The sequence below is a fragment of the Actinoplanes sp. CA-030573 genome (genome assembly GCF_050951115.1).
GTDB lineage: Bacteria > Actinomycetota > Actinomycetes > Mycobacteriales > Micromonosporaceae > Actinoplanes.
The window spans coordinates 4,497,432-4,509,536 of sequence record NZ_CP192038.1 but is presented as its reverse complement, the minus strand read 5'-3'; the positions used below and the strand labels follow the sequence as shown (position 1 = coordinate 4,509,536).

The 12,105-nt window shown below is 70.4% G+C and carries 9 protein-coding genes; all 9 read left to right on the top strand.

The features are described 5' to 3' along the window. Nucleotides 1–40 precede the first annotated feature (40 nt). The 9 genes from ACQP2F_RS20975 (at nt 41) to ACQP2F_RS20935 (ending at nt 12,077) form a co-directional block, all read left to right on the top strand. A complete protein-coding gene (locus ACQP2F_RS20975) occupies nt 41–895 on the top strand; it encodes a hypothetical protein (RefSeq protein ID WP_433306506.1) in 855 nt (284 codons plus the stop codon). 29 nt (nt 896–924) lie between these two features. Beyond that, entirely contained in the window at nt 925–2,481 is a 1,557-nt protein-coding gene (locus tag ACQP2F_RS20970; RefSeq protein ID WP_433306505.1) for an acyl-CoA ligase (AMP-forming), exosortase A system-associated, read from the top strand. Beyond that, complete coding sequence (locus tag ACQP2F_RS20965) at nt 2,478–3,683, top strand: pyridoxal-dependent decarboxylase, exosortase A system-associated (protein WP_433306503.1); 1,206 nt, start codon at nt 2,478–2,480, stop codon at nt 3,681–3,683. The genes ACQP2F_RS20970 and ACQP2F_RS20965 overlap by 4 nt, the downstream gene beginning before the upstream one ends. Nucleotides 3,684–3,703: 20 nt before the next feature. Then, nucleotides 3,704–3,961 (top strand): acyl carrier protein, encoded by a 258-nt coding sequence (locus ACQP2F_RS20960; protein ID WP_433306501.1) that lies wholly within the window; start codon nt 3,704–3,706, stop codon nt 3,959–3,961. 184 nt (nt 3,962–4,145) lie between these two features. After that, nucleotides 4,146–7,853, top strand: a complete 3,708-nt coding sequence (locus ACQP2F_RS20955; RefSeq protein WP_433306499.1) for a DUF4082 domain-containing protein — start codon at nt 4,146–4,148, stop codon at nt 7,851–7,853. Between the two features lie 66 nt (nt 7,854–7,919). Then, nucleotides 7,920–9,032 (top strand): glycosyltransferase family 2 protein, encoded by a 1,113-nt coding sequence (locus ACQP2F_RS20950; RefSeq protein ID WP_433306497.1) that lies wholly within the window; start codon nt 7,920–7,922, stop codon nt 9,030–9,032. Then, nucleotides 9,029–10,039, top strand: coding sequence for an ABC transporter ATP-binding protein (locus tag ACQP2F_RS20945; protein ID WP_433306495.1), 1,011 nt, complete (start codon nt 9,029–9,031; stop codon nt 10,037–10,039). Before ACQP2F_RS20950 ends, ACQP2F_RS20945 begins: the two co-directional genes overlap by 4 nt. Further along, nucleotides 10,036–10,866: an ABC transporter permease gene (locus ACQP2F_RS20940; protein WP_433306493.1), complete on the top strand. Its 831-nt coding sequence runs from the start codon at nt 10,036–10,038 to the stop codon at nt 10,864–10,866. The genes ACQP2F_RS20945 and ACQP2F_RS20940 overlap by 4 nt, the downstream gene beginning before the upstream one ends. Beyond that, a complete protein-coding gene (locus ACQP2F_RS20935) occupies nt 10,863–12,077 on the top strand; it encodes a rhamnosyltransferase WsaF family glycosyltransferase (RefSeq protein ID WP_433306491.1) in 1,215 nt (404 codons plus the stop codon). The genes ACQP2F_RS20940 and ACQP2F_RS20935 overlap by 4 nt, the downstream gene beginning before the upstream one ends. The last annotated feature ends 28 nt before the right edge of the window (nt 12,078–12,105 follow it).

Sequence of the window (12,105 nt, the reverse complement as noted above, 5' to 3'; positions counted from 1 at the left end):
AGACGTTCGACGCCGCCCGCTGCCTTCGACCGGGTGCGTGATGGCGATCCGGGTCGAGCCCATCACCACCGCCGACGTGCCGGCGGTGTCGCGGTTCCTGCACGCCAACCTCAACGCGAAGGTCACCGCCGAGGCGTGGGAGGCCGCCGTCGCGGTGCCGTGGAAGGTCTCCGCGCCCAACCACGGCTTCCTGCTGCGGGCCGGCGACGGCGAGGTCGTCGGGGTCTATCTGGCGTTCTACTCCGAGCGCACCGTCGGCGGCGAGACGCGCCGGTTCTGCAACCTCGGCGCCTGGTGTGTGCTTCCCGAGCAGCGCTTCCACAGCCTCAAGCTGCTCAAGGCGCTGCTCGCCCAGGAGGGCTACGTCTTCACCGACCTCTCCCCCAGCGGCAATGTGGTGCCGATGAACGAGCGGCTCGGCTTCACCCACCTCGACACGGCCACCGCCGTCGCGCCCAACTTGCCGTGGCTTCCGGTGCGCGGGCGGCTCACCACCGACCCGGCGACGATCGAGGACCGGCTGACCGGCGCCGACCTGCAGATCTACCGCGACCACGCCGGCACGGCGGCGGCCCGGCACGTCGTGCTGAGCCGTGGCGGACGGCACTGCTACGTCGTCTACCGCACCGACCGGCGCAAGGACCTGCCGTTCTTCGCCTCGGTGCTGTACGTCAGCGACCCCCGGCTGTTCCGCACGATGCGCCGGCGCTTCCAGGCCCATCTGCTGACCCGGCACGGGATCCTGGCCCTGCTGGCCGAGCCGCGCGTGACCGGGCACCGGCCGCGGCTGTCGCGGATGCTCGGCGCCCCGCGCCGCAAGATGTTCCGCGGCGACGGCGTGACCGAGCACGACATCGACTATCTCTACAGCGAGCTGACCTGCCTCAGCTGGTGAGACCGACCCCGCAACAGAAGGTAGACCAGATGCGCATCCGCCTGCACGACCTGCTGGCCGAGGCGGCCGGCCGATCCGGCGACGCCCCGGCGCTGACGTTCCGGGACGACACCCGCACCTACGCCGAGCTGTGGCGTGACGTGCGGGCGGCCGGGGCGGGGCTCGGCCTCGCGCGCGGCGAGCGGGTCGCGGTCTACCTCGACAAGCGCCTCGAGACGGTCACCGCCATCTTCGCCACGTCGGCGGCCGGCGGCGTCTTCGTCCCGGTCAACCCGGTGCTGCGGGCGCGCCAGGTGGCGTACATCCTCGCCGATTGTGACGTGAAGGTCCTGGTCACGACGCCGGAACGGCTGGCGGCCCTGCGCGAGGAACTCGAGCAGGTGAAGTCGCTGGAGCGGGTCGTCCTGGTCGGTGGCACCGCCGACGCGCCCGCCGACGGCCGCTGGAGCGTCTCCTCCTGGGAGGAGGTGGCCGGCGGCACCGGCCGCGAGCTTCCGCCCAGCCCGGCGATCGACGTCGACATGGCGGCGATCCTCTACACCTCGGGCAGCACCGGCAAGCCCAAGGGCGTCGTGCTCTCCCACCGGAACCTGCTGGCCGGCGCCGAGAGCGTCAGCACGTACCTGCGGATGACCGCCGACGACGTGGTCCTCTCCGCGCTGCCGCTGAGCTTCGACGCCGGCTTCAGCCAGCTGACCACCTCGTTCGCGGTCGGCGCGCACGTCGTCCTGGTCAACTACCTGCTGCCGCGCGACGTGGTGAAGCTCTGCACCAAGCACGGCGTGACCGGCCTGACCTGTGTCCCGCCACTGTGGATCCAGCTGGTCGAGCAGCAGTGGCCGGAGGAGACCGGCCGCAAGCTGCGCTACTTCGCCAACACCGGCGGCCGCATGCCCAAGACCACGCTCGATCGGCTGCGGGCCGTCTTCCCCGAGGCGCTGCCCTTCCTGATGTACGGGTTGACGGAAGCCTTCCGCTCGACCTATCTGGACCCGGCCGAGGTCGACCGGCGGCCGGACTCGATCGGCAAGGCCATCCCGAACGCGGAGATCCTGGTGCTGCGGCCGGACGGCACCGAGACCGACCCGGGCGAGGAGGGCGAGCTGGTGCACCGCGGCGCCCTGGTCGCGATGGGCTACTGGAACGACCCGAAGCGCACCGCCGAGCGGTTCAAGCCGCTGCCGGGCGGCGAGGGCGCCCTGCACACCGAGCTGGCCGTCTTCTCCGGCGACTCGGTGGTGCGCGACGAAGAGGGCTTCCTCTACTTCGTCGGCCGGGCCGACGAGATGATCAAGACGTCCGGCTACCGGGTGAGCCCGACCGAGGTCGAGGAGGTGGCGTACGCGACCGGCCTGGTCCGGGACGCGGTCGCGCTCGGCCTGCCCGACCCCCAGCTGGGCCAGAAGATCGTGCTGATCGTGGCGCCGGCCGGCGACGAGCTCGACCCGGCCGCGCTCAAGTCCGCGCTCAAGAAGGAGCTGCCGCTCTACATGGTGCCCAAGGACGTGCTGGTGCGGCCGGAGCTGCCGCGCTCACCCAACGGCAAGTTCGACCGGAACCTGCTGCGCCAGGAGGTGGGGGCGTGACCGGCTTCGCCGAGATCGACGGCGAGCTCGCGGTCGGCGGTGTCCCGGTGAGCCGTCTCGCCGAGCGCGTCGGGAGCACACCCTTCTTCGCGTACGACCGGGGGCTGCTCACCGATCGGGTCCGGCTGCTGCGCGCGACCCTGCCGGCCGATCTGCAGCTGAAGTACGCCATCAAGGCCAACCCGATGCCGGCCGTCGTGCAGCATCTGAGCGGCCTGGTCGACGCGCTCGACGTGGCCTCGGCACTGGAGATGCGGGTCGCCCTCGACACCCCGATGCCGCCGGAGAAGGTCAGCTTCGCCGGCCCCGGCAAGACCGACGCCGAGCTGCGCCAGGCGGTCGCCGCCGGCGTCACCATCGAGCTCGAGTCGGAGAACGAGGCGGCCCGGATCGCGGCGACCGGCGCCGCGCTCGGCATCCGGCCGCGGGTCGCGGTGCGGGTCAACCCCGACTTCGCGGTCAAGGGCTCGGGCATGCGCATGGGCGGCGGCCCGCAGCAGTTCGGTGTCGACGCCGAGCGCGTGCCGGCGCTGCTCAAGGAGCTCGCCGCCACCGACCTCGACGTGCTCGGCTTCCACGTCTTCGCCGGGTCGCAGAACCTGCGCGCCGACATCATCGGCGAGGCCCAGCGGCGCACGGTGGAGCTGTTGCTGCGGCTGGCCGGCGAGGCGCACGACCCGGTGCGGTACCTGAACCTCGGCGGCGGCTTCGGCATCCCGTACACGGAGAAGGATGTCGCCCTTGATCTCGCCCCGATCGGCGCGAACCTGGGCGAGCTGATGGACGAGATCAGGCCGCGGCTGCCCGAGGCGCAGGTCGTCATCGAGCTCGGGCGGTACCTGGTGGGCGAGGCCGGGGTCTACGTGACCCGGGTCGTCGACCGCAAGGAGTCGCGCGGCAAGACCTACCTGGTGGTCGACGGCGGCATGCACCACCAGCTCGCTGCGTCCGGCAACTTCGGCCAGGTGATCCGCCGCAACTACCCGATCGCGGTCGCCAACCGGATCGCCGAGGAGCCGGCCGAGCAGGTGACCGTGGTCGGCTGCCTGTGCACGCCGCTCGACCTGCTCGGCGACAACGTCACGCTGCCCTCGGCCGAGGTCGGCGACCTCGTCGTGCTCTACCAGGCCGGCGCGTACGGCCTGACCGCCAGTCCCACCGCTTTCCTGAGCCACCCGGCGCCCGCCGAGGTGCTGCTGTGAACCCTTCCGGAGGTAACGCCATGGACCAGACCACGACGACGACCGAGGACGTCAAGGCGGTCCTGGTGTCCGTGCTCGGCATCGAGGACCGCGCCGCGTCGATCGACGCCGACACCGAGCTGCTGGGCAGCCTGCCCGAGCTCGACTCGATGGCGGTGCTCGAGCTGGTGGCGGCGCTGGAGGAGCGTTTCGCCATTTCCATCGACGACGATGACGTCACCGCCGAGGTTTTCGAGAACCTGAACACGCTTGCCGCGCTGGTCGACGAGAAGCGCTGACCGCACCGCGGGCGCATAGCGAACACGGGGTTGGCCGAACGGCTGAGTTCCGGCCGCTGACCGTCGTTTCATTCCGGGTCGATGTGGCTTGCGTCCGGATCATGAACGGCATTACCGTCGGGCCGCTATTTAAGGAAGCCATAAACTTTCGTCCCGATCTCGTGCGGCCTGGGGAGTAACTGCGTTGAGGTTCTTGGAAGCGCTGCGGCGGGTTCCCGTCCGGCGGACACTGCATCGCCGCTGGCGGCCGCTGGTCGCGGGCGGGGCGTCGCTGGCCCTGCTGGTCACCGGCGCGATCCTGACGACCCCGGTGTTCGCCTCGACCGATCCCTGCTCGGCCCCGGTCAACCCGATCGCCTGCGAGAACAGCAAGCCGGGCACCCCGGCCGCGGAGTGGGACGACGTCTGGGGCGCCGGCGACGACGCGATCCAGGGCTTCACGACCGACATCAGCGTCAACGCCGGCCAGACCGTCAGCTTCAAAATCAAGGCCGCGTCGGCGTATCAGATCGACATTTATCGACTCGGTTACTACGGCGGTGACGGCGCCCGTAAGTTCGACACGCTTAATCCGCCGCTGGGTGCCGCCCAGCCCGACTGTGTGACGAATGCCTCGACCGAGATCTACGACTGCGGGAACTGGTCGGTCTCGGCGACCTGGACCGTTCCGTCGGATGCGGTCTCCGGCGTCTTCATGGCCAAGCTCTCGCTCAAGAACACCCACGCCACCAGCCAGATCCCGTTCGTCGTGCGCAACGACAGCAGCACGTCGAAACTGTTCTTCAAGACGTCCGACGCGACCTGGCAGGCGTACAACGCGTTCGGCGGCTCGAACTTCTACAACGGCGGCCCGCTCGGCCGCGCCCTGAAGGTCAGCTACAACCGGCCGTTCGCGACCCGCCAGGTCGGCAACGGCCGCGACTTCCTGTTCAGCAACGAGATCGCGATGATCCGGTTCCTCGAGCGCAACGGGTACGACGTCAGCTACACCACCGACGTCGACTCCGACCGCCGTGGTCAGCTGATCAAGAACCACAAGACGTTCCTGTCCGTCGGCCACGACGAGTACTGGTCGGGCAACGAGCGTACGCAGGTCGAGGCGGCCCGCGACGCCGGCGTGAACCTCGCCTTCTTCAGCGGCAACGAGGTCTACTGGAAGACCCGCTGGGAGAACAGCCAGGACGGCTCGAACACCCCGTACCGCACCCTCGTATGCTACAAGGAGACCTGGGCGGGCTCGAAGATCGACCCGTCCTCGGAGTGGACCGGCACGTGGCGTGACCCGCAGTTCTCGCCGCCGTCGAACGGCAACCGGCCGGAGAACGCGCTGAGCGGCACGATGTACATGTCGAACAACACCGATCTGGCCATCCAGGTGCCGGCGGAACAGGGCAAGAACCGCTTCTGGCGCAACACCTCGGTGGCCGGCCTGGCCGCCGGTGACACCGCCACGCTCGCACCGCACACGGTCGGCTACGAGTCGGACGAGGACGTCGACAACGGCTTCCGCCCGGCCGGCCTGATCAAGCTGTCGACCACGACCGGCCCGACCCCCGAGTACCTGCGCGACTTCGGCCTGGTGGTGACGCCGGGCACGACGACGCACAACATGACGTTGTACCGGGCCGCCAGCGGCGCGCTGGTCTTCGGGGCCGGAACGATCCAGTGGGCGTGGGGCCTCGACGAGAACCACGACGGCACGCAGTCCCCGGCCGACCCGGCCATGCAGCAGGCGACCATCAACATCCTCGCCGACATGGGCGCCCAGCCGGCCACGCTGATGAGCGGCATGACCGCGGCGACGGCCTCGACCGACACGGTCGCGCCGGACACCACGATCACCTCGCCGGCCGACGGCAGCAAGGTGACCAACGGCGCCCCGGTGACGGTCAAGGGCACCGCCACCGACGCCGGCGGCGGCCGCGTCGCCGGGGTCGAGGTCTCCACCGACGGCGGCGACACCTGGCACCCGGCCACCGGCACCGCGTCGTGGAGCTACACCTTCATCAGCAACGGCACCGCCGCTCAGGTCGTCAAGGTCCGCGCGGTGGACGACAGCGCCAACATCGAGACGAGCCCGGCGAGCGTGACGCTCGACCTCAGCGGGGCCAGCTCGCTGTTCGGCCAGGCCGTGCCGAAGTCGCCGTCCACCGACGACAGCTCCGACGTCACGCTGGGCGTGAAGTTCACGCCGCAGACCGACGGCACCGTCACCGGTGTCCGCTTCTACAAGGGCGACGGCAACACCGGCACGCACACCGGGGCGATCTGGTCGGCGAGCGGCGATCAGCTGCGCACCGGCACGTTCGTCAACGAGACCGCCTCCGGCTGGCAGACGCTGAAGTTCTCGAAGCCGCTGTCGGTCACCAAGAACACGACCTACATCGCGTCGTACTTCGCCCCGAACGGCCACTACGCCGCGGACGACCGGGTCTTCGCGTCCCTGCCGTACAAGGCCTTCCCGCTGACCGCGCCGCGCAGCACCACCAGCGGCGGCAACGGCGTCTACCGGGTCCACGACGGCTTTCCGGCCGAGAACTCGCCGACGGCCGCGAACTACTACGTCGACGTGACGTTCGTCGACTCCGACAGCTCGGCGCCGTCCGTCCTGAGCACCACCCCGGACGACGGCGACCAGGGTGTCGAGCTGGACGTCAAGCCCACCGTCCTGTTCAGCAAGGCGGTCACGAGCTCGAGCGTCCAGTTCACCGTGAAGAACGCGGCCGGCACGACGATCGCGGGCTTGGCCTCCTATGACAGCGCGACCCGTACCGCGACCTTCAACCCGACGTCCGACCTGGCCGGCAACACGACCTACACGGTGACGGTCACGGCCCAGGACAGCCAGGGCAAGTCGATGGCCGAGCCGTACAGCTGGTCGTTCGGCACGGCCGCGTACACGAACGTCCACACCCTGCTCCCGGCCGGCGGGCTGCCGCAGAACCCGTCCTCGGGCGACCCCGACTCGGTGACCCTGGGCGTGAAGTTCACGCCCCAGGTCGGCGGCAAGGTCGTCGGCATCCGCTACTACCAGGGCCAGGGCAACTCCGGCACGCACACCGGCACCCTGTACTCCGAAGGCGGCGACCAGCTGGCCAAGGTGACGTTCCCGGTCAGCGGCGACACCGGCTGGCAGTCGGCGTTCTTCTCCCAGCCGGTCACCGTGACGGCCGGCACCACCTACGTCGCCGCGTACTGGGCGTCGCACGGCAACTACTCGTACAACAGCGGGTTCTTCAACCAGGCCTACTCCGACGACGACGGCTACCTGAAGGCCCCGGCCGGCGCCAACGGCGTGTTCGCGTACGGCGGTGACCTGTTTCCGGCGAACAGCTACGGCTCGACCAGCTACTGGGTCGACCCGCTGTACGTGCCGTCCGGCCCGCCGCCCTCGGCGCCCACCCAGCCCGCTCCCCCGGTCGGCGCCGCGACCATCCTCGGCAGCTCGACGCCCGCGGTCTCCGCGTTCAGCGACGCCTCGGCCCTCGAGGTCGGCGTCAAGTTCCGGTCGAGCACCGCCGGCACCGTCAAGGGGCTGCGGTTCTACAAGGGCACCGGGAACACCGGCACGCACACCGGAACGCTGTGGTCGGCCGACCAACAGAAGCTGGCCACCGGCACGTTCGTGGACGAATCGGCAACCGGTTGGCAGACAATCCTGTTCGACACGCCGGTCACCATCCAGGCGAACACCGATTACGTTGCGTCGTATCACACGAACACCGGCTTCTACGCGGTCAACGTCAACCAGTTCGCCGACGGGCTGACCAACGGCGCGCTGTCCGTGTCGTCCGGCGGGGGTCTGTACCACTACGGCGCCTCGGCCTTCCCGGACGGGACGACGAACCACAACTTCTGGATCGACGTCTATTTCTTCCCGTCCGGTAGCTGATACCCACCCGGGCGCCGGCCCGGCATATTGACGGTGCCGGCGTCCGAGACCGAGAGAGGTGAGCAGGTGGCCAGGAAGGTGTCACCCCGACCGCTGGAGAGCAGACCACGGGTCACGGTCGTGATCCCCTGCTACAACTACGGCCGATTCCTGGCCCCCTGCCTCGCGAGCTTCATCGACTCCGAGGGGCTCGACGTCGACGTCATCATCGTCGACGACGCGTCGCCCGACGGCAGCGCCGCCGTCGCCCACGAGATCGCCGCCCGGGACCCCCGCGTGCGGGTCATCGAGCACAGCACCAACATGCGGCACATCGCCACCTACAACGAGGGGCTGGCGGCGGCCGAGGGCGAGTACGTCATGCTGCTCTCGGCCGACGACCTGCTCGCGCCGGGCGCGCTGACCCGGTCGGCCGCCCTGCTGCAGGCCCAGCCCGAGGTCGGCATGGTCTACGGCTTCTCCCGGCGTTTCACCGACGGGATCCCGCCGCAGCCCCGCACCGCCCTGAAGTCCTGGTCGATCTGGGACGGCCCGGAGTGGGTGGCCAAGGTCTGCCGCACGGTCAGCAACCCGATCTACACCCCCGAGGTGCTCATGCGCACCTCGGTGATGCGGGAGCTGGTCGGCTACGACGCCCGGCTTCCCCACGCCGCGGACTTCCACCTGTGGCTGCGCGCCGGCACGCGCGCCGGCATCGGCCGGGTCAACGGCGTCGACCAGGCCTTCTACCGGGTCCACGGCGCGAACATGCACACCGAGCAGTACTCGGGTGCGGTCCGCGACATCCAGGAGCGCCACCTGACCCTGCAGATCCTCTTCGACGAGGACGGGCATCTGCTGCCGGACGCGGAGACCCTGCGCGCCGACTCCCTGCGGGCACTGGCCCGGGAGGCGTTGGTGCTCGCCTGCCGGCCGTACGAGCACGGCATGCCGGTGGCGGAGCTGAACCGCCAGGCCGATCAGCTGGACCAGCTCGCCGCCCTGGCGGCCGAGATCTGGCCCGATGCGAAGGAGAGCAAGCTGAGCCGCAAGTATCAGCGTCACGTGGCGCGGGTCCGCGAGGGCAAGGGGCCGGTGGCGACCGCCCCGGTCACCGCTTTCCGCGACCGCGCGGTCGCCCACCTCGGCTGGCGCCGCTGGCGCCGGTCCGGCATCTCCCCCGCGGTGGGTTCCCTGTGACCGACAACCTGACTCCGGGCCCGGACGACATCATCACCCTGTCCGGGCTGACCAAGCTGTACGAGCCGACGCCGCACTGGATGCGGGTCTTCGCCCGGTCGCACATGACCGAGCCGGTCCGCGCGCTGGACGGCGTCGACCTGGTGGTCCGGGCCGGCGAGATCTGTGCGATCGTCGGGCCGAACGGCGCCGGCAAGACCACCATGTTCCGCATCCTGGTCGGGCTCACCACGGCCACCGGCGGCCGGGCGACGGTGCTCGGCTTCGACGCCGAACGCGACTCCGAGCAGGTCCGCCAGGTGGTGGGCTGGATGCCGTCGGAGGACCGGAGCCTGCTCATGCGGGCCACCGCCAAGGAGAACCTGCAGCTGCACGGCCGGCTTCAGGGCATGCCGCGCAAGGAGCTGGCGGAGCGGATCCCGTACGTGCTGGAGACCGTCAACCTCAGCGCACAGACCGAGTCGGTCGTCGCCGGCCTCTCGGCCGGCATGCGCGCCCGGCTGCGGCTGGCCCGCGCCCTGCTGCCGGGCCCCAAGGCGCTGATCCTGGACGAGCCGACCGGCGCCGTGGACCCGATCGCCGCGCACGGGCTGCTCACCCTGATCATGGATCTGGTCAAGCAGGAGCAGCTGGCGGTGCTCATCTCCTCGCACCGCCTGGAGGAGATCGAGGCGCTCCAGTCGCAGGCGCTGCTGATGGACAAGGGCCGGGTGAAGTACTCCGGCGACCTGGACAGCCTGCGCCGCGAGTGGGAGCGGCCCGAGGTGGAGTTCGTCCTCGACAACCCGGCGACCGCGAACCAGCTCGCGGAGAACCTGATCGGGCAGGGCCTGGACGTGACCGTCGACGGCGAGAGCGTGCGCTGCCGGCCGAACAACGCCGAGCCGGTCGGCGCGGTGCTGTCCCGGCTCGGCGACCTGACCGGCGCGGTCCGGCACGTCCGGGAGATCCCGATGCCGTTGCGCGACCTGATCGCCCAGGTCTACAAGCAAGGAGAGTCGCGATGAGCCTGGCCTACCCGAGCGCGGTGCACCGCCGCAGCCGCGCCCGGAAGGTGCGCGACACCTTCGAGGGCTACATCCGCATCGACCTCGTCGAGGAGCGGATGTTCCCGGCCTCGACGATCCTGCGATACCTCGCCGTGGCCTTCCCGGTCTTCCTGTACTACTTCCAGAGCCTGTTCCTGAACATCAGCGACGACCTGTTCATGACGATGCTCATCGGCACGGCGGTCATCGCCGGCCTGCAGGACGCGCTCACCGGCCTCACCAGCCGGCTGAGCTTCGCGATGGAACGCGGCACGCTGGAGACGTACCTGGTCGAGCCCGTCCCGTGGGCGCTGATCCCGGTGGCGATGAACATCTGGCGCAGCTTCACCGGCGCGCTGCTCGCCTGTGCGATGGTCGGCCTCGGCTGCCTGCTGGGCGGCACGATCGCGGTGTCGGCCATCCCGGCCGCCCTGCTCGTGCTGTTCCTCGGCATCGCGGCCTGCAACGCGCTCGGCTCGTTCGCCGCCGCTTTCATCCTGCTCTTCAAGCGGGGCGAGCCGGTCGTGGCGCTCTACAGCCTCGCGGCCTCGGTCCTCGGTGGCGCCCTGTTCCCGATCTCGACGCTCCCGGTCTGGATCCGCTGGGCCAGCTACCTGGTGCCGCACACCTACGTCATCGACGCCGAGCGCCAGCTTCTCATGGGCGACGCCGCCACCGGTCACATGGCACCCAGCCTCGCGATCGGCATCCTGGCCGGGTTCACCCTGGTCGCCTTCGTCGCCGGCCTCTTCGTGTTCGACCGCGCGCTGCGGCTCGCCCGGCGACTGGGGATCCTCAGCATATGAGCTCCATGTTCTCGGCCTCGCGCCGCCGCGAGGCGATCCGCGTCCTGCGCAGCACCGGTCCGCGCGGCCTGGCCCAGCGGGCCGTCCGGGCCGCCTACGACCGGCTCGGCGCGTCCGAGCTGAACGCGAAGCTCGACCTCGACCTCATCACCGACTCCCGCCGCCTGAACCTTCCGGTGCCGGCCCAGCGGCCGGCCCGCGGCACCCCACTCACCGTCGGCTGGATCTGCACGCCGCCGGCCGCGGGCTCCGGCGGGCACACGACCATGTTCCGGATGGTCGAGGGGATGGAGGCGGCCGGTCACAAGTGCGTCCTCTACACCCACGACGTGTACGGCGGTGAGCTCGCCCGGCACGAGCAGGTGATCCGGGACAACTGGCCGGGGATGAAGGCCGAGGTCCGCTCGGTGTCCGACGGGCTCGGCCCGCTCGACGCCTACGTGGCCTCCGGCTGGGAGACCGCGCACGTGCTGGCGTCGCAGACCGGCCTGGCGACCCGGCGGCTCTACTTCATCCAGGACTTCGAGCCGCTGTTCTACCCGGCCGGCTCGCATTACGTGCTCGCCGAGGACACGTACCGGTTCGGCTTCCGCTCGATCGTGGTCGGCCCCATGCTGGCCGACCTGCTGCGGGACAAGTTCGGCATCGAGGCGGCCATCGCCGAGTTCGGCTGCGACACCTCGGTGTACCGGCTGACCAACCCCGAGCCGCGCAACGGCGTCGTCTTCTACGCCAAGCGCGACTACGCCCGCCGCGGCTTCATCGTGGGGGCGCTGGCCCTGCGCGAGTTCCACCGGCGCCACCCCGACCAGGAGATCCACCTGTTCGGCGACTCGACGGCCTCGGTGCCCTTCCCGCACACCAACCACGGGACCTTGCGCCCGGCGCAGCTCAGCGAGCTGTACAACCGCTGCGCGGCCGGCATCGCCATGTCCTTCACCAACCTGTCGCTGGTGCCGGACGAGATGCTGGCTTGCGGCGTGGTGCCGGTGGTCGGCGAGAACGACTACGCCAAGGCCAGCATGGACAACCCGTACGTCCGGTGGGTGCCGCCGACCGGGTCGGCGATCGCCGACGCGCTCAGCGACATCGTCTCCGGCAGTGGCCCGGCACCGGCTCAGGTCGCCGCGAACATCCGGCAGACGCCGTGGGAGGTGGCCAAGCGGGTGACGCGGGAGACGATCGAGGACGAGGTGTACGGGCCGGCCTGACCGGCCCCGGGTTTCGTCGAGGGCGGAT